This window comes from Streptomyces sp. BHT-5-2 (assembly GCF_019774615.1).
Classification (GTDB): Bacteria; Actinomycetota; Actinomycetes; order Streptomycetales; family Streptomycetaceae; genus Streptomyces.
The window spans coordinates 1,300,906-1,321,829 of sequence record NZ_CP081496.1 but is presented as its reverse complement, the minus strand read 5'-3'; the positions used below and the strand labels follow the sequence as shown (position 1 = coordinate 1,321,829).

Annotated in this window: 18 protein-coding genes; 13 read left to right on the top strand and 5 right to left on the bottom strand. The window is 71.4% G+C overall.

Translation table 11 applies throughout. From position 1 onward, the window contains the following. Window positions 1-47 precede the first annotated feature (47 nt). Window positions 48-2,330 carry a (Fe-S)-binding protein gene (locus K2224_RS05730; protein WP_221905549.1) on the bottom strand — a complete coding sequence of 761 codons (2,283 nt, stop codon included), beginning with the start codon at window positions 2,328-2,330 and terminating at the stop codon, window positions 48-50. 334 nt (window positions 2,331-2,664) lie between these two features. On the opposite strand from K2224_RS05730, the gene dnaK reads away from it, so the two are divergent. From dnaK to K2224_RS05710, 4 genes are read left to right on the top strand one after another with little or no spacing between them, the layout of a single operon-like run. Continuing rightward, the gene (gene dnaK / locus K2224_RS05725; protein WP_221905548.1) at window positions 2,665-4,545 is read left to right on the top strand and encodes a molecular chaperone DnaK; all 1,881 of its coding nucleotides are present in this window, start codon (window positions 2,665-2,667) and stop codon (window positions 4,543-4,545) included. Beyond that, a complete protein-coding gene (gene grpE, locus K2224_RS05720) occupies window positions 4,542-5,228 on the top strand; it encodes a nucleotide exchange factor GrpE (protein ID WP_221905547.1) in 687 nt (228 codons plus the stop codon). Before dnaK ends, grpE begins: the two co-directional genes overlap by 4 nt. 45 nt (window positions 5,229-5,273) lie before the next feature. Continuing rightward, entirely contained in the window at window positions 5,274-6,449 is a 1,176-nt protein-coding gene (gene dnaJ, locus K2224_RS05715; RefSeq protein ID WP_221905546.1) for a molecular chaperone DnaJ, read from the top strand. A 1-nt stretch (window position 6,450) separates the two neighbouring features. Further along, entirely contained in the window at window positions 6,451-6,906 is a 456-nt protein-coding gene (locus K2224_RS05710) for a heat shock protein transcriptional repressor HspR (protein ID WP_221905545.1), read from the top strand. A gap of 69 nt (window positions 6,907-6,975) precedes the next feature. Here K2224_RS05710 and K2224_RS05705 read toward each other — a convergent pair whose 3' ends face one another. The 3 genes from K2224_RS05705 to K2224_RS05695 form a co-directional block, all read right to left on the bottom strand. Next, window positions 6,976-7,380, bottom strand: a complete 405-nt coding sequence (locus tag K2224_RS05705; protein WP_221905544.1) for a hypothetical protein — start codon at window positions 7,378-7,380, stop codon at window positions 6,976-6,978. Between the two features lie 406 nt (window positions 7,381-7,786). Continuing rightward, on the bottom strand, window positions 7,787-8,191 hold the full coding sequence (locus K2224_RS05700) for a pyridoxamine 5'-phosphate oxidase family protein (protein ID WP_221905543.1): 405 nt from the start codon (window positions 8,189-8,191) through the stop codon (window positions 7,787-7,789). A gap of 45 nt (window positions 8,192-8,236) precedes the next feature. Next, the gene (locus tag K2224_RS05695) at window positions 8,237-8,818 is read right to left on the bottom strand and encodes a Uma2 family endonuclease (protein ID WP_221905542.1); all 582 of its coding nucleotides are present in this window, start codon (window positions 8,816-8,818) and stop codon (window positions 8,237-8,239) included. A gap of 202 nt (window positions 8,819-9,020) precedes the next feature. Here K2224_RS05695 and clpB point away from each other — a divergent pair, with 202 nt between their 5' ends. Then, the gene (gene clpB, locus K2224_RS05690) at window positions 9,021-11,729 is read left to right on the top strand and encodes an ATP-dependent chaperone ClpB (protein WP_221905541.1); all 2,709 of its coding nucleotides are present in this window, start codon (window positions 9,021-9,023) and stop codon (window positions 11,727-11,729) included. Window positions 11,730-11,846: 117 nt separating this feature from the next. Next, the gene (locus K2224_RS05685) at window positions 11,847-12,383 is read left to right on the top strand and encodes a YbjN domain-containing protein (protein WP_221905540.1); all 537 of its coding nucleotides are present in this window, start codon (window positions 11,847-11,849) and stop codon (window positions 12,381-12,383) included. Window positions 12,384-12,459: 76 nt separating this feature from the next. On the opposite strand, the gene K2224_RS05680 is transcribed toward K2224_RS05685, so the two are convergent. Continuing rightward, a complete protein-coding gene (locus K2224_RS05680) occupies window positions 12,460-13,638 on the bottom strand; it encodes a pyridoxal phosphate-dependent aminotransferase (protein WP_221905539.1) in 1,179 nt (392 codons plus the stop codon). A 226-nt stretch (window positions 13,639-13,864) separates the two neighbouring features. Between K2224_RS05680 and K2224_RS05675 the strand changes: the two genes are divergently transcribed. From K2224_RS05675 to fbaA, 7 genes are all read left to right on the top strand, one after another. Next, entirely contained in the window at window positions 13,865-14,170 is a 306-nt protein-coding gene (locus tag K2224_RS05675; protein ID WP_260692341.1) for a hypothetical protein, read from the top strand. Window positions 14,171-14,623: 453 nt separating this feature from the next. Then, a complete protein-coding gene (locus K2224_RS05670; protein ID WP_221905538.1) occupies window positions 14,624-15,142 on the top strand; it encodes a DUF2617 family protein in 519 nt (172 codons plus the stop codon). Window positions 15,143-15,264: 122 nt separating this feature from the next. Continuing rightward, window positions 15,265-17,019, top strand: coding sequence for a polyamine aminopropyltransferase (locus K2224_RS05665; protein WP_221905537.1), 1,755 nt, complete (start codon window positions 15,265-15,267; stop codon window positions 17,017-17,019). Window positions 17,020-17,145: 126 nt separating this feature from the next. After that, a complete protein-coding gene (locus K2224_RS05660; RefSeq protein ID WP_221905536.1) occupies window positions 17,146-18,024 on the top strand; it encodes a carbon monoxide dehydrogenase subunit G in 879 nt (292 codons plus the stop codon). 108 nt (window positions 18,025-18,132) lie between these two features. Then, window positions 18,133-18,966 (top strand): aldose 1-epimerase, encoded by an 834-nt coding sequence (locus K2224_RS05655; RefSeq protein WP_260692340.1) that lies wholly within the window; start codon window positions 18,133-18,135, stop codon window positions 18,964-18,966. 42 nt (window positions 18,967-19,008) lie between these two features. After that, window positions 19,009-19,551 (top strand): orotate phosphoribosyltransferase, encoded by a 543-nt coding sequence (gene pyrE, locus K2224_RS05650; RefSeq protein WP_221905535.1) that lies wholly within the window; start codon window positions 19,009-19,011, stop codon window positions 19,549-19,551. Between the two features lie 248 nt (window positions 19,552-19,799). Then, window positions 19,800-20,822: a class II fructose-bisphosphate aldolase gene (fbaA, locus tag K2224_RS05645; RefSeq protein WP_221905534.1), complete on the top strand. Its 1,023-nt coding sequence runs from the start codon at window positions 19,800-19,802 to the stop codon at window positions 20,820-20,822. The last annotated feature ends 102 nt before the right edge of the window (window positions 20,823-20,924 follow it).

The following is a 20,924-nucleotide window of genomic DNA, read 5'->3' as shown; positions in this document are numbered from 1 at the left end:
GGCCCCCGAGGGGCCGACCGTCCGTCACGGCGTCCGGGACGCCGGCACTACTGCGCCGGCGCCGGCTCCGGCGCATCCGCAGACGCTTCCTCGTCCGCCGGCGGGTCCATCGGTGTCTTGACGGAGTCCAGCAGCAGCTGGGCGACGTCCACGACCTGGATGGACTCCTTGGCCTTGCCGTCGTTCTTCTTGCCGTTCACGGAGTCCGTGAGCATCACGAGGCAGAACGGGCAGGCCGTCGAGACGATGTCGGGGTTGAGCGAAAGGGCCTCGTCGACGCGCTCGTTGTTGATGCGCTTGCCGATCCGCTCCTCCATCCACATCCGGGCGCCGCCGGCGCCGCAGCAGAAGCCGCGCTCCTTGTGGCGGTGCATCTCCTCGTTCCGCAGACCCGGGACCTTGCCGATGATCTCGCGCGGAGGCGTGTAGATCTTGTTGTGGCGGCCCAGGTAGCACGGGTCGTGGTAGGTGATGATGCCCTCGACGGGGGTGACGGGGACGAGCCTGCCCTCGTCGACGAGGTGCTGCAGCAGCTGGGTGTGGTGGATGACCTCGTAGTCGCCGCCGAGCTGCGGGTACTCGTTGCCGAGGGTGTTCAGGCAGTGCGGGCAGGTGGCGACGATCTTCTTGGACGCCTTGGGCTTCTTCGCGGACTCCTCGGAGTCGCCGTCGTCGCCGGTCTCGCCGAAGGCCGTGTTCAGCGCCTCGACGTTCTGCTGGCCGAGCTGCTGGAAGAGGAACTCGTTGCCCAGGCGGCGGGCCGAGTCACCGGTGCACGCCTCGTCGCCGCCCATGATCGCGAACTTCACGCCCGCGATGTGGAGGAGTTCGGCGAACGCCTTCGTCGTCTTCTTGGCGCGGTCTTCGAGGGCGCCGGCGCAGCCGACCCAGTAGAGGTAGTCGACCTCGGTGAGGTCCTCGATGTCCTTGCCGACGACCGGGACCTCGAAGTCGACCTCCTTGGTCCAGGCCAGCCGCTGCTTCTTGGCCAGGCCCCAGGGGTTGCCCTTCTTCTCCAGGTTCTTGAGCATCGTGCCCGCCTCGGACGGGAACGCGGACTCGATCATGACCTGGTAGCGGCGCATGTCGACGATGTGGTCGACGTGCTCGATGTCGACCGGGCACTGCTCGACGCAGGCGCCGCAGGTGGTGCACGACCACAGGACGTCGGGGTCGATGACCCCGTTCTCCTCCAGGGTGCCGATCAGCGGGCGCTCGGCCTCGGCGAGAGCGGCGGCGGGCACCTCGGCCAGCTGCTCCTCGGTCGCCTTCTCGTCGCCCTCGGCGGTCTTGCCGCCGCCGGCGAGCAGGTACGGCGCCTTGGCGTGCGCGTGGTCGCGCAGCGACATGATCAGCAGCTTCGGGGAGAGCGGCTTGCCGGTGTTCCAGGCGGGGCACTGCGACTGGCAGCGGCCGCACTCGGTGCAGGTGGCGAAGTCCAGCAGGCCCTTCCACGAGAAGTGCTCGATCTGGGAGACGCCGAACTGGTCGTCCTCGCCCGGGTCTTCGAAGTCGATCGGCTTGCCGGCCGAGACCATCGGCTGCAGCGCGCCGAGGGCGACGTCGCCGTCCGCCTCGCGCTTGAACCAGATGTTGGGGAAGGCCAGGAAGCGGTGCCAGGCCACGCCCATGTCGGTCTTCAGGGCGACCGTGATCATCCAGATGAACGAGGTCGCGATCTTCAGGCCGGCGAAGAAGTAGGTGAGGTTCTGGAGCGTGCCGACGCTCATCCCCTTCAGCCACGCCACGACCGGGTACGAGATGAAGAAGGACGCCTCGTAGCCGTCGACGTGGTGCTGGGCGCCCTCCAGCGCGTGCAGCATGAAGATGCAGACGCCGACGATGAGGATGACGGCCTCGACGAAGTACGCCTGGCCGAAGTTGGAACCGGCGAAGCGGGACTTGCGGCCCGGCTTGCCGGGCTTGGACAGCTGCCGGATGGCGATCAGGACGAGGATGCCGAGCGTCGTCATCGTCCCGACGAACTCGACGAAGACGTTGTACGGCGTCCAGTCCCCGATGATCGGCAGGATCCAGTCGGCCTTGAAGAGCTGCCCGATGGCGTTGACGATCGTCAGCAGCAGGGAGAAGAAGCCCACTGCCACGAACCAGTGCGCCACGCCGACGATGCCCCAGCGGTTCATCCGGGTGTGGCCGAGGAACTCCTTGACCACCGTGACGGTCCGCCGTGCGGGGTCGTCGGTGCGGGTGCCGGCGGGCACCGGCTGGCCGAGCCGCATGTGGCGGTAGATCTGCAGGATGGCACGGCCGAACAGCGCGACGCCGACCGCGATTAGGACCAGCGACACGATGATCGCGGCGAGTTGCATGGGTGGCTCCTCGAACCTGCGAGAGCGGGCGAAAACTTCGGGGATCCGCGCGATCGGGACGGCCGGGCCGCGAGGATCCGAGCGGAACTACTAAGCAGTAACTTTTCAGGTCTGCGGCTGAGGTTACCCAGTATTCCGGGCCCCTTGTAGCCGCCCGGCCGGTGATCTGTGTCGCGCGGGCAACCGTCCGACCGGTCGCGGCGTCCTCCGGAACGGGCCGGTGACGATAAGGGCGACATAAAAGTTGAGCGCACCCCACTCAGGTCTGTTGACAGGTCGGGATCGGTGCTGCACCCTTGAGCCTGTTCCACTCAAGTCAGCTGGAGGAATCGAAATGGCACGTGCGGTCGGCATCGACCTGGGCACGACTAACTCCGTCGTCAGTGTTCTCGAAGGCGGTGAGCCCACCGTCATCACCAACGCCGAGGGCGCCAGGACCACGCCGTCCGTCGTCGCCTTCGCCAAGAACGGCGAGGTGCTGGTCGGTGAGGTGGCCAAGCGCCAGGCGGTGACCAACGTCGAGCGGACGATCCGGTCGGTCAAGCGTCACATGGGCACCGACTGGAAGATCAACGTCGACGAGAAGGACTTCAACCCGCAGCAGATCTCCGCGTTCATCCTGCAGAAGCTGAAGCGGGACGCGGAGTCCTACCTCGGCGAGAAGGTCACCGACGCGGTCATCACCGTCCCGGCGTATTTCAACGACTCCGAGCGCCAGGCCACCAAGGAGGCCGGTGAGATCGCGGGCCTCAACGTCCTGCGCATCGTCAACGAGCCCACCGCCGCCGCCCTGGCCTACGGCCTGGAGAAGGAGGACCAGACCATTCTGGTCTTCGACCTCGGCGGTGGCACCTTCGACGTCTCGCTGCTGGAGATCGGCGACGGCGTCGTCGAGGTGAAGGCCACCAACGGCGACAACCACCTCGGTGGTGACGACTGGGACCAGCGCGTCGTCGACTACCTGGTCAAGCAGTTCGCGGGCGGCCACGGCGTCGACCTCTCCAAGGACAAGATGGCGCTCCAGCGCCTGCGCGAGGCCGCGGAGAAGGCGAAGATCGAGCTGTCGTCGTCCAGCGAGACGACGATCAACCTGCCCTACATCACGGCGTCCGCCGAGGGCCCGCTGCACCTGGACGAGAAGCTCACCCGCTCGCAGTTCCAGCAGCTGACCGCGGACCTCCTCGACCGCTGCAAGACCCCGTTCCACAACGTCATCAAGGACGCCGGCATCTCGCTGTCCGAGATCGACCACGTGGTCCTGGTCGGCGGCTCGACCCGTATGCCCGCCGTCGCCGAGCTCGTCAAGGAGCTGACCGGCGGCAAGGAGGCCAACAAGGGCGTCAACCCGGACGAGGTCGTCGCCATGGGCGCCAGCCTCCAGGCCGGTGTCCTCAAGGGCGAGGTCAAGGACGTCCTCCTGCTGGACGTCACCCCGCTGTCCCTCGGTATCGAGACCAAGGGCGGCATCATGACCAAGCTGATCGAGCGCAACACCACGATCCCGACCAAGCGCTCGGAGATCTTCACCACGGCCGAGGACAACCAGCCGTCCGTGCAGATCCAGGTCTACCAGGGCGAGCGCGAGATCGCGGCGTACAACAAGAAGCTCGGGATGTTCGAGCTGACCGGTCTGCCGCCGGCCCCGCGCGGCGTCCCGCAGATCGAGGTCTCCTTCGACATCGACGCCAACGGCATCATGCACGTGACCGCCAAGGACCTGGGCACGGGCAAGGAGCAGAAGATGACCGTCACCGGCGGCTCCTCGCTGCCGAAGGACGAGGTCGACCGGATGCGTGAGGAGGCCGAGCGGTACGCGGAGGAGGACCACAAGCGCCGCGAGGCCGCCGAGACCCGCAACCAGGGCGAGCAGCTGGTCTACCAGACCGAGAAGTTCCTCAAGGACAACGAGGACAAGGTGCCCGCCGAGGTCAGGACCGAGGTCGAGACCGCCGTCGGCGAGCTGAAGGAGAAGCTCAAGGGCGAGTCCGCCGAGGGCGACAACACCGCCGAGATCCGCACCGCGTCGGAGAAGGTCGCGGCCGTCTCCCAGAAGCTGGGTCAGGCCATGTACGCCGACGCCCAGGCCGCCCAGGGCGCGGCCGGCGCCGAGGGCGCGCAGGCCGGCGGCCAGCAGGCCAAGGCCGAGGACGACGTCGTCGACGCCGAGATCGTCGACGACGAGAAGCCCAAGGACGCCAAGGGTGGTGCGGCGTGACGGAGGAGACCCCGGGCTTCGAGGAGAAGCCCGACGTCCCTTCCGATGCCGCTCCCGAAGACGCGGCACGGGCCGAGTCCGCCGACAAGGCGGGCTCGGCCCCGGCCGGGGACGTCCACGACGTAGCGCTCCAGGCTCAGCTGGACCAGGTGCGCACCGCGCTCAACGAGCGCACCGCCGACCTCCAGCGGCTCCAGGCGGAGTACCAGAACTACCGCCGCCGGGTGGAGCGCGACCGCGTGACGGTCAAGGAGATCGCGGTCGCCAACCTGCTCTCCGAGCTGCTGCCGGTGCTCGACGACATCGGCCGGGCCCGGGAGCACGGCGAACTGGTCGGCGGCTTCAAGTCGGTCGGGGAGTCGCTGGAGACCGTGGTCGCCAAGCTCGGCCTGCAGCAGTTCGGCAAGGAGGGCGAGCCCTTCGACCCGACGATCCACGAAGCGCTGATGCACTCGTACGCGCCGGACGTCACGGAGACGACATGCGTCGCCGTCCTGCAGCCCGGGTATCGCATCGGTGAGCGCACGATCCGCCCCGCGCGGGTCGCGGTCGCCGAGCCGCAGCCGGGCGCACAGGGCGCCAAGTCCGCCTCCGACGAGGAGGGCAAGGGTGCCAAGGGCGGTAAGGGAGCCAAGGGTGCCAAGGCCGCGGACAAGGAGAACGGTGGCCCGGACGAGGGCTGACGCACGGGCCGACATGGGAACCGCCCGGAAGGAGGGACGTCGGGGATGAGCACCAAGGACTTCGTCGAGAAGGACTACTACAAGGTCCTCGGCGTCCCCAAGGACGCCACCGAGGCGGAGATCAAGAAGGCGTACCGCAAGTTGGCCCGGGAGAACCACCCCGACGCCAACAAGGGCGACGCCAAGGCCGAGGAGCGTTTCAAGGAGATCTCCGAGGCCAACGACGTGCTCGGCGACGCCAAGCGCCGCAAGGAGTACGACGAGGCCCGGGCGCTGTTCGGCAACGGCGGCTTCCGGGCCGGCCCCGGCGGGGGCGGGAGCTTCAACTTCGACCTGGGCGACCTCTTCGGGGGCTCGTCCGGTCAGGGCGGCGGCGCCGGCGGCTTCGGCGGCGGGCTCGGGGACGTCTTCGGCGGCCTGTTCAACCGCGGCGGCGGCACCGGCACCCGTACGCAGCCGCGCCGCGGCCAGGACATCGAGTCCGAGGTGACGCTCAGCTTCACCGAGGCGGTCGACGGGGCCACGGTCCCGCTGCGGATGTCCAGCCAGGCGCCCTGCAAGGCGTGCTCCGGCACCGGCGACAAAAACGGTACGCCTCGGGTCTGCCCGACCTGTGTCGGCACCGGCCAGGTCAGCCGGGGCGCGGGCGGCGGCTTCTCGCTCACCGACCCGTGCGCCGACTGCAAGGGCCGCGGCCTGATCGCCCAGGAGCCCTGCGAGGTCTGCAAGGGCAGCGGGCGCGCGTCCAGCTCCCGCACGATGCAGGTCCGCATCCCCGCGGGCGTCTCGGACGGGCAGCGCATCCGGCTGCGCGGCAAGGGTGCCCCGGGCGAGCACGGCGGCCCGGCCGGCGATCTGTACGTGGTCGTCCATGTGGACGCCCACCCGGTCTTCGGGCGCAAGGGAGACAACCTCACCGTCACGGTGCCGGTCACCTTCCCGGAGGCCGCGCTGGGCGGCGAGATCAAGGTGCCGACGCTGGGCGGTCCGCCGGTCACGCTGAAGCTGCCGGCCGGCACGCCCAACGGACGCACGATGCGGGCCCGCGGCAAGGGCGCGGCCCGCAAGGACGGCACCCGCGGTGATCTGCTGGTCACCATAGAGGTCGTCGTTCCCAAGGACCTCGGCGACAAGGCGAAGGAAGCGCTGGAGTCCTATCGCGAGGCGACCGTGGGCCCCGACCCGCGGGCGGAGCTGTTCCAGGCCGCGAAGGGAGCATGAGATGGACAGCCGGGGCGGGCAGCGTCGTAACCCCTATGAACTGACCGACGAATCGCCGGTGTACGTCATCTCCGTCGCGGCCCAGCTCTCCGGCCTGCACCCGCAGACCCTGCGGCAGTACGACCGTCTGGGCCTGGTCTCGCCCGACCGCACGGCCGGGCGGGGCCGCCGCTACTCCGCCCGCGACATCGAACTGCTGCGTACCGTGCAGCAGTTGTCGCAGGAGGAGGGCATCAACCTCGCCGGCATCAAGCGCATCATCGAGCTGGAGAACCAGGTCGCGGCCCTCCAGCAGCGGGTCGCCGAGCTCCAGGGCGCCCTGGAGGGTGCGGCCAGCGCGATGCGGCAGCGGGAGGCGGCGGTGCACGCCTCCTACCGCCGCGATCTGGTGCCGTATCAGGACGTGCAGCAGACCAGTGCGCTGGTGGTCTGGCGGCCCAAGCGGCCCTCCGAGTGAGGCCGCCTGCGACGTGGCGAAGGGCCGGGGTGGTGTGCCCACCCCGGCCCTTCGCCATGCCGCCGGCGGTCAGCAGCCGTTGTACCCCGCCGTCGGCATCGACAGCCGCCGGTGCACATGCGACTTCATCGCCAGGGTGTAGACCGGCTCGTCCAGGTCGGCGGTCTCCAGCCGGACCCCCGCCGCCGCGCACCGCGCGCCGAACTCCTCGGCGCCGTCGATGGCGTACTCCAGCGCCCGCCGGTTGGGCGTGACGAACACGTCGACCAGGCCCTCTTCGACGTCGCGCCACAGTGCGCCGTGGTCGGCGCGCAGCTGGTGCAGGCTGAGCTGGCAGGTCAGGCGGTAGTCACGGGCCGCCGCCCACTGTTTGCACATGGCGTGCTGGCTGCGGTCGTCGACCAGGAACGGATCCTCGTCCAGCTCGGACAGCGGCATCAGGCAGGCGATCGCCGTCACTCGGACCGAGTTCATCGTGCCCTCCGGGGCGTGGCGACTGTGGGGGCGACGATACCCCCGCCGGGGGCCCGGGGTGGAGGGGCGACGCCGGGCGGCGATGCATATCCGCAGGCGTGGCAGATCTTCCAGCCGTCCTGGTTCACGGCCAACTGGCCGCCGCACCGGGGGCAGTTCTCCGCGGACGGCCGGGGGCGGACCGTTCGCCTGCGGGGGCGGCGGCGCGGAACGGTCGTGGTGGTGCTGCCCAATGCCGACGCCATGCGGCCTCCAGCTGCCGTCTTTTTGCCCGGGACAGGTCCGTTGCCGCTCATCGTTGCACGGAGGTGTTCGGTTCCTGTCGTTCCTGAGTACCAGGTGGGCGCGCGGCGGCGGATCCATGGCGTCCGGTTTCGGCCAGGTCCGGACCTGGCCGCGGGCGGCCTCAGGCCCGGCCGAGCGCCCTGGTCACCGCGATCTCGATCATGACGCGGTCGGGGTTGGGCTCCGGGGTCCGGCCGTACCGCTCGGCGTACCGGCGCACCGCGTCGGCCACCGTCACCGCGTCCGTCCGCACTCGGGCGACGCCCTCCAGGGTCGCCCAGCGGCCGCGGTCCACCTGGCAGACCGCCACCCGCGCCCCGTCGGCGCCGGCCGCGAGGATGTTCCTGACCTTGGTGCTGTCCTTGCGCGTGATGATCCGCGCGATCCGCTGCCCGGCGTCGTAGGTCACGCCGACCGGGACGACGTGCGGGGTGCCGTTCGCCCGCAGCGTCGTGAGGGTCGGCATCTGGTACTCGCCCCAGAAGGCGAGGTACTCGGGGGACAGCGCGCTCAGGTCGTGGGCCATGGGGGCCAGGGTAGTGGGGGGCCGGGGCGGGCGGCCCCCGGCCGGTCACACGAAGTCGGCCGTCTCCAGGTCGAAGGAGAAGGGGGCGGGGAGGGGGAGGGGGTCGCCGAAGGGGGCGGAGTGGGTGGTGAGGTAGTCGTCGCCCTTCGGTTCGCTGAAGAGCGTGACCACGGACTTGCCGCGGTCGACGAGCAGATAGAGCGGAATGGCGGCACGTGCGTAGGCGTGGCGCTTGGCGACGCGGTCGTTGCGGGGCTTGCTCGACGTCACCTCGACGACCATGGCGACGCCGTCACTGGGCATCCATGGCTCCGCACCCCGGAAGAGGCGCAACGCGTATGGGGCGATGGTGGCGTCGGGGATCACATGGTCCGCGGGCTGGTCCTCCACGTTGGCAAGGACGAGTCCCTTGTAGCCCGAGATCTGCATGTCGGTTGCGGACCTTCGCGTCACCTGCCTGCCGATGATGCTCAGGTAGTCCTCGTGATCGCCATCCGTGGGTGGTGTCACCACGATCTCCCCCTCGACGAGCTCGACCCGGAACCCCTCAGGGGTGTCCAGGCTGAGAAAGAAGTCCAGGAGGGTTTCCTTGTCCGTGGCCAACGGCTCGTGTGCCATAGCCGTCATGCTGCACCTCCTTGTGGTCGAAGGCCAGTGTCATGGGCCGCCGCCTGCGGAAAGAGGCCGATGGTCGGATCTTCACTCGTAAGCGTGAGCGAATGCCTTGAGTGGAATAGACTCAACTTATCGCACGTTGGCAACGTCAGGATTGGATAGGGAAGCGCGCCGGGCGCCGGACGCACGAGGACACGAGGAGGACCAGGCAGACGTGGACGCCGAGCTGACGAACAAGAGCCGGGAGGCGCTGAGCGCCGCCAGTGAGCGGGCGGTCGCCGCCGGGCACGCGGACATGACGTCCGCGCATCTGCTGCTCGCGCTGCTCGCCGGGCAGGACAACGAGAACGTCATGGACCTGCTGGTGGCCGTCGAGGCGGACGCCGCCCAGCTGCGCTCGGGCGCCGAGCGGCAGCTCGCCGGGCTGCCCAGCGTCCAGGGCTCGACCGTGGCCCCGCCGCAGCCGGACCGCGAGCTGCTCGCCGTCATCGCCGACGCCGCGCAGCGCGCCAAGGAGCTGGGCGACGCCTACATCTCCACCGAGCATCTGCTCGTCGGGATCGCCGCCAAGGGCGGCCGCACCGGTGAGCTGCTGGAGCAGCAGGGCGCCACCGCCAAGAAGCTGCTGGCCGCCTTCGAGGCGAGCCGCGGCACGCAGCGGGTGACCAACCCGGACCCGGAGGGCACGTACAAGGCGCTGGAGAAGTTCGGCACGGACTTCACCGCGGCGGCCCGCGAGGGCAAGCTCGACCCGGTCATCGGCCGGGACCAGGAGATCCGCCGGGTGGTGCAGGTGCTCTCCCGCCGTACCAAGAACAACCCGGTGCTGATCGGCGAGCCGGGCGTCGGCAAGACCGCCGTCGTCGAGGGGCTGGCTCAGCGGATCGTCAAGGGCGACGTCCCCGAGTCGCTGCGCGACAAGCGGCTGGTCGCCCTCGACCTGGGCGCGATGGTCGCCGGCGCGAAGTACCGCGGCGAGTTCGAGGAGCGGCTGAAGACCGTCCTGGCCGAGATCAAGGCCAGCGACGGCCAGGTCATCACGTTCATCGACGAGCTGCACACCGTCGTCGGCGCGGGCGCCGGCGGCGACTCGGCCATGGACGCGGGCAACATGCTCAAGCCGATGCTGGCCCGCGGCGAGCTGCGGATGGTCGGCGCGACCACCCTCGACGAGTACCGCGAGCGGATCGAGAAGGACCCGGCGCTGGAGCGGCGCTTCCAGCAGGTGCTGGTCGCCGAGCCGACCGTCGAGGACACGGTGGCGATCCTGCGCGGCCTCAAGGGGCGCTACGAGGCGCACCACAAGGTCCAGATCGCCGACTCCGCGCTGGTCGCCGCGGCCACCCTCTCCGACCGCTACATCACCTCCCGCTTCCTCCCCGACAAGGCCATCGACCTGGTCGACGAGGCCGCCTCCCGGCTCCGGATGGAGATCGACTCCTCCCCCGTCGAGATCGACGAACTCCAGCGCGCCGTGGACCGCCTGAAGATGGAGGAGCTGGCGCTGCGCAACGAGACCGACGCCGGCTCGGTGGCGCGGCTGGAGAAGCTGCGCAAGGACCTCGCCGACAAGGAGGAGGAGCTGCGCGGCCTGACCGCCCGCTGGGAGAAGGAGAAGCAGAGCCTCAACCGCGTCGGCGAGCTCAAGGAGCGCCTCGACGACCTGCGCGGCCAGGCCGAGCGCGCCCAGCGCGACGGCGACTTCGACACCGCCTCCAAGCTGCTGTACGGCGAGATCCCGTCCCTGGAGCGGGAGCTGGCGGAGGCCGCCCGGGCGGAGGCCGAGCAGGAGGCGGCCAAGGGCGCCGGCGCCGGCGCCGGCAAGGAGTCGATGGTCAAGGAGGAGGTCGGCCCCGACGACATCGCGGACGTGGTCGGCTCCTGGACGGGCATCCCGGCCGGGCGCCTGCTGGAGGGCGAGACCCAGAAGCTGCTGCGCATGGAGGAGGAGCTCGGCAGGCGGCTGATCGGCCAGACCGAGGCGGTCCGCGCGGTCTCCGACGCGGTGCGCCGCACCCGCGCCGGCATCGCCGACCCGGACCGGCCCACCGGCTCGTTCCTCTTCCTCGGCCCGACCGGCGTCGGCAAGACCGAGCTGGCCAAGGCGCTGGCGGACTTCCTCTTCGACGACGAGCGGGCGATGGTCCGGATCGACATGTCGGAGTACGGCGAGAAGCACAGCGTGGCCCGGCTGGTGGGCGCGCCCCCCGGCTACGTCGGCTACGAGGAGGGCGGCCAGCTCACCGAGGCGGTGCGCCGCCGCCCGTACAGCGTGGTGCTGCTCGACGAGGTGGAGAAGGCGCACCACGACGTCTTCGACGTCCTGCTTCAGGTGCTCGACGACGGCCGGCTCACCGACGGCCAGGGCCGCACCGTCGACTTCCGCAACACCATCCTCATCCTCACCTCCAACCTCGGCTCGAACTTCCTGATGGACCCGCTGCTGAAGGAGGAGCAGAAGAAGGAGAAGGTGCTGGAGACGGTCCGGTCCGCCTTCCGCCCAGAGTTCCTCAACCGCCTGGACGACGTGGTCGTCTTCCACCCGCTCGGCACCGAGCAGCTGCAGCGGATCGCCCGGATCCAGCTGGACCACCTCCAGCGCCGCCTGGGCGACCGCCGGCTCACCCTGGACGTCACCGACCGGGCACTGACCTGGCTCGCCTGGCTGGGCACGGAGCCGGTCGCGGACGCCCCGGCTCCGGATCTCTCCTACGGTGCCCGTCCGCTGCGCCGCCTGATCCAGACGGCCATCGGCGACCAGCTGGCCCGCGCCATCCTGGCCGGCGACGTGCTCGACGGGGACACGGTCCGGGTCGACGTGGCCACGGCGGCCACGGCGGCCACGGCGGCCACGGCGGCCACGGCGGCTACCGCCGGCGACGGCGGGCGCCTGTCGGTCACGGCGGTCCGCCCCGCGGCCTGACGGCCGGGCGTCGCGCCACCGCCCCGCCCCCGTACGCGCCGCTCCGCCGCCCCGGGGTTGCCACGACCGGGCGCGTATGGGGGAGGATGGCAGGGACCATACGAAGGGAATTCCACGGTGAGCATCGACCCGTCCTCGATTCCGAATTTCGGGGGCCAGCCCGAACCTCAGCCGTCGGGGCCTGATGGTCCCGTCGTCCCCGACCAGGACCTGGTCAAGCAGCTCCTTGAGCAGATGGAGCTGAAGTACGTCGTCGACGAGGAGGGTGACCTCGCCGCCCCGTGGGAGCAGTTCCGCACGTACTTCATGTTCCGTGGTGAGGCGGAGCAGGAGATCTTCTCCGTCCGTACGTTCTACGACCGCGTCCACGGCATCGACGAGAAGCTGAAGCTGCTGGAGGCGATCGACGACTGGAACCGTCGGACGCTCTGGCCGAAGGTGTACACCCACACCCACGACGACGGCAGCGTCCGTCTGATCGGTGAGGCATCGATGCTGGTCGGCACCGGTGTCTCGCTCGAACACTTCGTGTCGAGCACGGTCAGCTGGGTGCGTGCCTCGATCGAATTCGACAGGTGGCTCGTCGAGCAGCTCGGTCTGGAGGCCGAGATCGAAGGCGACGCCGACGACAAGCCGGGCGACGACGAGAACTGACCCCGTCCCCGCCCCGCTGCGCGGGCCCCGGTGCCGATCCGCTCGGTACCGGGGCCCGCGTCGTGTGTTGCGCCGGCTACAGCCGCTTCAGCCGGCTCGCCGCCTCCTCCAGGACGGCGGTGCTCTTGCAGAAGGCGAAGCGCACGAAGGGGGCGCCCTCGTCCTGGTGGTCGTAGAAGACGGCGTTGGGGATGGCGACGACACCGGCGCGCTCGGGGAGGGAGCGGCAGAAGGCGAAGCCGTCCGTCTCTCCCAGGGGGCGGATGTCGGTGGTGATGAAGTACGTGCCGGCCGGCCGGAAGACCCCGAAGCCGGCGTCGGCGAGGCCGGCGGCGAGGATGTCGCGCTTGGCGCGCAGATCGTCGCGGAGCCCGGTGAAGTAGGAGTCGGGCAGCGCCAGCGCCTCGGCCACGGCGTACTGGAACGGGCCGGCCGAGACATAGGTGAGGAACTGCTTGGCCGAGCGGACGGCGTTGACCAGCGCGGGCGGCGCGGTGACCCAGCCGACCTTCCAGCCGGTGAAGGAGAAGGTCTTGCCGGCCGAGCCGATGGTGACGGTCCGCTCCCGCATGCCGGGGAACGACGCCAGCGGCAGGTGCTCGCCCTCGAAGACCAGGTGCTCGTAGACCTCGTCGGTGATCACCAGCAGGTCGCGCTCGACGGCCAGGGCGGCGATGGTGGCCAGCTCGTCCCGGGACAGGACGGTGCCGGTGGGGTTGTGGGGGGTGTTGAGGAGGATGAGGCGGGTGTCATCGGTGATGGCGTCGCGCAGCTCGTCGAGGTCGAGGCGGTAGGTGCCGGTCTCCGCCGACGGACGCAGCGTCACCGGGACGCGCTTGCCGCCCGCCATCGCGATGCAGGCGGCGTACGAGTCGTAGTACGGCTCCAGCGCGATCACCTCGTCGCCCGGTTCCAGGAGGGCGAGCAGCGACGCGGCGATGGCCTCGGTGGCGCCGGCGGTGACCAGGACCTCGGTGTCGGGGTCGTAGGAGAGGCCCAGGTGCCCGTAGAAGCGCTGGTGGTGGGCGGCGACGGCGGTGCGCAGCTCGGGGACGCCGGGGGCGGGCGGGTACTGGTTGCCGCGGCCGTCCCGGAGGGCGCGCACCGCGGCTTCCCGGACCTCCTCCGGGCCGTCGGCGTCGGGGAAGCCCTGGCCGAGGTTGATGGAGCCGGTGCGTTGGGCGAGTGCCGACATCTCGGCGAAGATCGTGGTGCCGAAGGCGGCGAGGCGGCGGTTGAGCAGCGGTCGGTCCATGTGCGCCATCCTCCGCCGAACCTCTGGAGTTCCTCAACTGTGCTTTTGAGTCGGCCGGGTCCGGGCAGGAGCCCCGCAGCAAGGACGAGGACGGCCGCCGACCAGGGCGGTCGCACGGCGCGGGACGGCGCCGGGCGGGGCGCCGACGGAGCGATGTCCCCCACTGCCCCGAGGGCGTGGGAGACGCCCCGTGCTTCGGGGGAAGGAAGGACGTGAGGCAGTGGTCATGGGGTTGGCGATGTTCGCGTTGATCGCGGTGGTGGTGCTCGTGGTGCTGGGCGTGGGGGCCATGGTCGCGCGGGGCGGCACCCGCAAGGGGAGCGGTACGCGCCGCGGGTACGGGGGATCGGGCAACGCCGTGGGCGGTGGGGGGAGTTGGTGGGTGGCCGGCGGCGGCGACGCCGGTTCCGGCTCGGGCGGCGGGCATCACCATCACCACTCGTGCGGCGGGGGCGGCGGCCACCACGGCGGGCACTCCTGCGGCGGGGGTTCCTCCTGCGGCGGCGGGGGCGGCTGCGGCGGTGGTTCCTGACAGCGACGCCCGGGGCCGCCGAGCCGCCCCACCGGCACGCGTACGCCTGTGCCCATGACCGCCGGACGCGCCCGTCCGCGGTCATGGGCACCGCGCTTTCCACCGCCGCGCCGGCCCCCTTTCCGCGCCCTTCCGTGCCGCCGCGGGACTACACATGCGGGCCGCCCATGCGGCCTCGCATATGCGCCTGGCGCATGGCGTGAAACCGCCCAACGACATTTGTGCGATCGGGTGTTGAACAGGTGAACTGCATGGCCCTCTAGGGGATGGAAACCAGGGCGAAGATGGGTAAAAACGCTGTGTGCGCCGCGCCGTCCGTGATTCCCTCTCCCTTGAGAATCCCCCAGTTCTCGGACCTTCGCGTGGGCACGAGCCGGCAGGCGGTCGTTCATCCCTGATCCCCATCTCGGGCGGGCCGGCCCACCATCCACTGCGTGCTTGCGGAGCCGACCCATGCTCACCACCTTGAAGACGGCTTACACCGATACCCGAGCATCCGACCTGGCCTGGGCCCTGGGCAGGGAACCCCTGCCGGCGCTGGCCGTACTGAACCTTCAACTCGACGACGCCCAGGTGCAGTTGAGGCTGCTCGGGGCTTCTCATCAGGTGCTGCTCGAAGAGGAGCACGGCACGTGTTCGGAGACCGTGGCCTGTATGCCGGGCAGCAGCACACCGCTGCCGCTGGGCGTGGCCAAACGGCTCGGCGACTGGGAGTACGAGTTCGCCGCGCACGTCGAGACGCTCTCCCGCGGCTCGTTCGCGGGGCGCGCGCAGGAGCTGCTCGCCCTGGTCGCCGAGCATCCGCACGGTCTCGCCGGCACCTTCCCGGGCTCGCCGCACGCGTTCACCGCGATGCTGGCGCAGCGTCGGCAGGGGCAGGTGCGCTGGCGCACCTGGCACGCGTATCCGCAGGAGGGGCGGCTGGTGGCGACCCGTACACGGGTGGGGGTGCGGGCGGTGGTCGCCGCCTGACGGCGGGCCCGCCGGGCCTGCGCGCGCCCGGTGCGTGACTGCTTCAACTGATGTGCATGGCACGCAGACTGCACTCGTGTGGGTGACGTAGGGGCACCGAATCGTCACGTAGCGTTCATGTCATGATCGACCCGCCAGAGCCTTTCGTCGCCGGCTCGCTCGGGCCGTCGGAGGCCCTGACTCCGGCGCGGCTGCCGGTGCCGTCCGCGCTCGGCCGGCTGCTGGTGCTCGCCGCGGTCTTCGTCTGCGCCGCCTGCGGCCTGGTCTACGAGCTCGAACTGGTCGCGCTGGCAAGCTACTTGATCGGCGACTCGGTCACCCAGGCGTCGGTCGTGCTGTCCTTCATGGTCTTCGCGATGGGCGTCGGGGCGCTGCTGGCCAAGCGGCTGCGGTGCCGCGCCGCGATCGGCTTCGGCGCCGTGGAGGCCGTGCTGGCGCTGGTCGGCGGCGGCTCGGCGATGGCGCTCTACGCCTGCTTCGCCTGGCTGGGCCAGTCCCGTTCCGCGCTGGTCGGCTTCTCGCTCGGCATCGGCGTGCTGATCGGCGCCGAGATACCGCTGCTGATGACCCTGATCCAGCGGGTGCGCCGGCAGGACGCCGGCGGCGCGGTGGCCGACCTCTTCGCCGCGGACTACGTGGGCGCGCTCGTCGGCGGCCTGGCCTTCCCCTTCCTTCTCCTGCCCTGCCTGGGGCAGTTGACCGGCGCGCTGGTCACCGGCGCGGTCAATCTCCTCGCCGGCGCGGTGCTGGTGCTGTGGCTCTTCGGCCGCGATCTGACGCCCCGTGCGCGGTGGGCGCTGTTCGCGGTCAATGCGCTGGTGCTCGCGCTGCTGGGCGCGGGCGTGGTGCTGGCCGGGCCGTTCGAGCGGGCCGCGCGCCGGGCGGTGTACGGCGCGTCGGCCCGGATCGCGGAGCAGACCGGCGTCCAGGAGGTGGTGCTCACCGGTGGCGTGGGCGGTGCGCCCGAGGGCGGGGCGGGCTCGGGGCGGGGGAGGAAAGGTTCCGGCAGCCCGCTGGAGCTCTTCCTCGACGGGCGGTTGAAGGTCGACTCGGGCGACGAGTGCGTCTACCACCAGGCGCTGGTGGGCCCCGCGATGGCGGGCGGCGCGCACGGCCGGGTGCTGGTCCTGGGCGGCGGTGACGGCCTGGCCGCCCGCGAGCTGCTGCGCTATCGCACGGTCCGGTCGGTGACGGTCGTCGAGATCGACCCGGAAGTGGTGCGGCTGGCGCGCACGGACCCGGGCCTGTCCGCCCTCAACCGCCATGCGTTCGGCGATCCCCGGGTGCGGGTGGTGACCGCCGACGCCTTCAACTGGCTGCGCGGGCCGGGCCGTTCGGCCGGCCGCCGGCCGGCGGGCTACGACGTGATCGTCTCGGACCTCCCCGACCCCGGGATCACCGCCAGCACCAAGCTCTACTCCCAGGAGTTCTACGGCCTCGCCGCGCGGATGCTGGCCCCCGGTGGACGGCTGGTGGTGCACGCCGGCCCCCCGCACGCCCGGCCGCGGACGTACTGGACGGTGGAGGCGACGCTGCGCTCGGTGGGCCTGCGGACCCTGCCGTACCGGATCCCCGTCCCCGGCCGCCGCTCGGGCTTCTCGGCCAGCCCGGACCGCTCGGCCGCCCCCTTCACCCCGCTGAACGGTCCCGGCCCGGACGCGGGCCCGGCCGCGCTCACCGGCGCACCGCCGGGTGAACCGCGGTACTGGGGCTTCGTCCTCGCCGCCCGCCGCCCGCCCCGCCTCGACACCGCCCCGGACGCCCCGTCCACCACCGTTCCCCCGGGCGCCGTGCGGAGCGGCTGGCGCGGCCAGGCCCGGGAGCGGATCCCCGGGCTGCCGCCCTCGACGCTGATGCATCCGCGCTATCTGCAGTGAGCGCCGGGGCGCGCCCCGCGGCGGGGGCCGCGGGCGCCGGTCGGCCGGGCCGGAGCCGCATCCCGCACCACGGACACCGACCAGGGGGTCCCCGCGGCGCGGGTGGAGGAATTAGGCTCCCATGCCATGGAGCATGAGGTGTACGTGCCGTTTCCCGTCGGGACCGTGCGACAGGCGCTCACCGAACCGGAGCGGGTGGCGCGCTGCGTCCCAGGAGTCCAGCTCGACGCCGATGCCGCCCCGCACCGCCCCGAGGGCCGGCTGCGGCTGCGGATCGGAGGCTCCACGATCACCTATCGCGGCGTGCTGACGGTCGACGGCGGTCCGGACGACGGCCAGGGGGACGGCGCTTCCGGGGCCGGCGGGACGGCCGCCCCGGTGGTCATCGAGGCCAGCGGCACCGAGATCCGGGGCGAGGGGACCGTGGCGCTGACGCTGGCCGTCCGGCCGGCCCCGGCCGCCGAGCCCGGTCCCGGGACGACGCTGGTGTGCACCGGCACGGTCCGCAGCGAGGGCCGGCTGGCCGCCGCCGACGACCGGTCCGCGGCGACCGCCGGCCGCCGCCTGCTGGACCGTTTCGCGGAGAACCTCGCGGCGGATCTGAGGGACCGCCCGGTCGCGGAGGCGCCGGAGGAGACCCCCGGGCCGCCGGCGCCCGGCCTCTTCGACACCGAGGTCCCGCCCTCGTCCCTCGATCCGCTCGCCGACGTCGACGACGCCCTGGAGGAGGCCGCGTTCGCCGACGACGAGGACGGGCCGGGTGCCGTGGGCGGTCCGGAGGAGCTGTCCGGGGTCGTGCCCGCGGAGGCCGCGCACGCCCGCCGCACGATGATCGGGCGCAGTGCGGAGGAGGTGGACCACGCCCCGCCGCGCGGCCGGTACGCGCCGGTGCCCGCGCCGGAGCCCGGCGGGAGTTCGGTGCCGCTGCGCTGGGCGGCACCCGCCGCCGCGGTGGTGCTGGCCTCGGCCGTGGTGGTCGGACGGGTGCTGCGGCGGCGCCGCTGACGACGCGGGACGAACCGGCCGCCGGGGCACGCACGTACCGGCGGCGGCGTGGTCCGCCCACCGTCCGGATCCCGGCGTGCGGCCGGGCGCACCGTTAGGGTCGCTTCCGTGAGCACCGAGAACACCATGCAGGAGCGCGGCGCGGACGGCGTACTGCTGTCCGCCGGGGACGCCGAACTGACCGTTCACCCGGACAACGGCTGCCGGCTCGGCAGCCTGCGCGTCGGCGGCACGGAGCTGCTGCGGCAGGGCGACAAGTACGGCTGCTTCCCGATGGTCCCGTGGTGCGGCCGGATCGACCACGGGCGGTTCCGCAACGGCGGAGAAGTGCACCAGATGCCGGTCAACTCCCCGCCGCACGCCATCCACGGCACCGGCCGTGACCTGCGCTGGCGCACCGCGCGCGCCGACGAGACCGGGGCCGCCTTCACCTATGACCTCTCCGACCCCGCGGCACCCTGGCCCTACCCGGGGACCGTCACCCAGGTCGTCGAGCTGGCCGAGGACGGCGGCTCGCTCACGCTCTCCATGGGCGTCGAAGCGACCGGCGACTCCTTCCCGGCGCAGGCCGGCTGGCACCCGTGGTTCCTGCGCAACCTCGGCGAGGGCGGCGATGTCCGGATCGACTTCGCGCCCGAGTGGCAGGAGGAGCGTGGCCCCGACCACCTCCCCGTCGGCCGCCGGATCACGCCGAAGCCCGGCCCCTGGGACGACTGCTTCGGGATGCCGCGCGGCGTCGAGGTGACGCTGACCTGGCCGGGCCGGCTGGAGCTGACGGTCTCCAGCCGCGCCGAGTGGGTCGTGGTCTACGACGAGCAGGAGGCGGCGGTCTGCGTGGAGCCGCAGTCCGGCCCGCCGAACGGGCTGAACACCGCCCCGCGCCTGGTCACCCCGATCGACCCGCTGGAGGTCTCCACGACCTGGAGCTGGCGGGCGCTGTAGCCGCGGGCGCCGTGCCGAGGGCGCTGTCCTAAGCTCGTGCGCATGACTGACGACGTGCGCGGCGAGCTGCTGCAGCAGATCAAGGACAAGGCCGTGGTGCACGGCAAGGTGACGCTCTCCTCCGGCAAGGAGGCCGACTACTACATCGACCTGCGCCGGATCACCCTCGACAGCCAGGCGGCGCCGCTGGTCGGTCGGCTGATGCTCGACCTCACCGCCGATCTCGACTTCGACGCGGTCGGCGGTCTGACGCTCGGCGCCGACCCGGTGGCGACGTCGATGCTGCACGCCGCCGCCGCCCGCGGCCGCCGGCTGGACGCCTTCGTCGTCCGCAAGGCGCAGAAGGCCCACGGCATGCAGCGTCGGATCGAGGGCCCGGACATCACGGGCCGCCGGGTCCTGGTCGTCGAGGACACCTCCACCACCGGCGGCTCGCCGCTGACCGCCGTCGAGGCGGCGCGGGAGGCCGGCGCCGAGGTCGTTGCGGTTGCGACGATCGTCGACCGGGGCGCCGCCTCGGCCATCGCCGACGCCGGGCTCCGTTACCTCACCGGCTACCAGCTCGGCGACCTCGACCTGGGCTGACGACCCGATCGGGTCCTTCTCGCCGACCCGTGGTTGTGCGCCGGGCCCGGTGTTTCACGTGAAACAGAGCAGCGTTTCACGCGAAACACCGGGTGCTGCCGCACGGAACGCCGTATCCCGCATCCGGCCGGCGGCCGTACGGGCGATGTGGAGCAATCCGGTGAGTCTGGGAAGATGTGCCACGGCGAAGTCCTCGCCCCCTGGTCAGGGCCAAGAACGCACACCCCGCACATACAAGGAGCGGACAGATGCCCATCGCAACCCCTGAGGTCTACAACGAGATGCTGGACCGGGCGAAGGCAGGCAAGTTCGCCTACCCGGCCATCAACGTGACGTCCACGCAGACGCTGCACGCGGCGCTGCGCGGTTTCGCCGAGGCCGAGAGCGACGGCATCATCCAGATCTCCACCGGTGGTGCGGAGTTCCTGGGCGGCCAGTACAGCAAGGACATGGTCACCGGCGCGGTGGCGCTGGCCGAGTTCGCGCACGTGGTCGCCGAGAAGTACGGCGTCAACATCGCCCTGCACACCGACCACTGCCCCAAGGACAAGCTGGACGGCTATGTCCGCCCGCTGATCGCGATCTCCGAGGAGCGCGTCAAGGCCGGCCGCAACCCGCTCTTCCAGTCGCACATGTGGGACGGCTCCGCCGAGACCCTCGCCGACAACCTCGACATCGCGCAGGAGCTGCTGGCCCGCGCCACCGCGGCCAAGATCATTCTTGAGGTCGAGATCACCCCGACCGGTGGCGAGGAGGACGGCGTCACCCACGAGATCAACGACGAGCTCTACACCACGGTCGACGACGCGCTGCGCACCGCCGAGGCGCTGGGCCTGGGCGAGAAGGGCCGCTACCTGCTCGCCGCCTCCTTCGGCAACGTCCACGGCGTCTACAAGCCGGGCAACGTCGTGCTCCGCCCCGAGCTGCTGAAGGACCTCCAGGCGGGCGTCGCCGCGAAGTACGGCAAGGCGTCGCCGTTCGACTTCGTCTTCCACGGCGGCTCCGGCTCCACCGAGGAGGAGATCGCCACCGCGCTGGAGAACGGCGTGGTCAAGATGAACCTCGACACCGACACCCAGTACGCCTTCACCCGCCCGGTCGCGGACCACATGTTCCGCAACTACGACGGTGTGCTGAAGGTCGACGGCGAGGTCGGCAACAAGAAGACCTACGACCCGCGCAGCTGGGGCAAGCTGGCCGAGGCCGGCATGGCCAAGCGGGTCACCGAGGCGTGCGCCAACCTGCGCTCCACGGGCACCAAGCTGAAGTAGCCGCCCGGCGGCTCCGCAGGGCCCCGCAGCCGTACCGGTTGCGGGGCCCTGCGCCGTTCGCGGGGCCGCCGGGTGGGCGGGCGCCCGTGGAACGGGGCATGC

What these genes read in the sequence shown, in the direction of transcription:
- K2224_RS05730 (WP_221905549.1), bottom strand. Translation starts at nt 2,330, where the DNA reads ATGCAACTCGCCGCGATCATCGTGTCGCTGGTCCTAATCGCGGTCGGC.
- dnaK (WP_221905548.1), top strand. Translation starts at nt 2,665, where the DNA reads ATGGCACGTGCGGTCGGCATCGACCTGGGCACGACTAACTCCGTCGTC.
- dnaJ (WP_221905546.1), top strand. Translation starts at nt 5,274, where the DNA reads ATGAGCACCAAGGACTTCGTCGAGAAGGACTACTACAAGGTCCTCGGC.
- K2224_RS05710 (WP_221905545.1), top strand. Translation starts at nt 6,451, where the DNA reads ATGGACAGCCGGGGCGGGCAGCGTCGTAACCCCTATGAACTGACCGAC.
- K2224_RS05705 (WP_221905544.1), bottom strand. Translation starts at nt 7,380, where the DNA reads ATGAACTCGGTCCGAGTGACGGCGATCGCCTGCCTGATGCCGCTGTCC.
- K2224_RS05700 (WP_221905543.1), bottom strand. Translation starts at nt 8,191, where the DNA reads ATGGCCCACGACCTGAGCGCGCTGTCCCCCGAGTACCTCGCCTTCTGG.
- K2224_RS05695 (WP_221905542.1), bottom strand. Translation starts at nt 8,818, where the DNA reads ATGACGGCTATGGCACACGAGCCGTTGGCCACGGACAAGGAAACCCTC.
- K2224_RS05680 (WP_221905539.1), bottom strand. Translation starts at nt 13,638, where the DNA reads ATGGACCGACCGCTGCTCAACCGCCGCCTCGCCGCCTTCGGCACCACG.
- K2224_RS05675 (WP_260692341.1), top strand. Translation starts at nt 13,865, where the DNA reads ATGGGGTTGGCGATGTTCGCGTTGATCGCGGTGGTGGTGCTCGTGGTG.
- K2224_RS05670 (WP_221905538.1), top strand. Translation starts at nt 14,624, where the DNA reads ATGCTCACCACCTTGAAGACGGCTTACACCGATACCCGAGCATCCGAC.
- K2224_RS05665 (WP_221905537.1), top strand. Translation starts at nt 15,265, where the DNA reads ATGATCGACCCGCCAGAGCCTTTCGTCGCCGGCTCGCTCGGGCCGTCG.
- K2224_RS05660 (WP_221905536.1), top strand. Translation starts at nt 17,146, where the DNA reads ATGGAGCATGAGGTGTACGTGCCGTTTCCCGTCGGGACCGTGCGACAG.
- pyrE (WP_221905535.1), top strand. Translation starts at nt 19,009, where the DNA reads ATGACTGACGACGTGCGCGGCGAGCTGCTGCAGCAGATCAAGGACAAG.
- fbaA (WP_221905534.1), top strand. Translation starts at nt 19,800, where the DNA reads ATGCCCATCGCAACCCCTGAGGTCTACAACGAGATGCTGGACCGGGCG.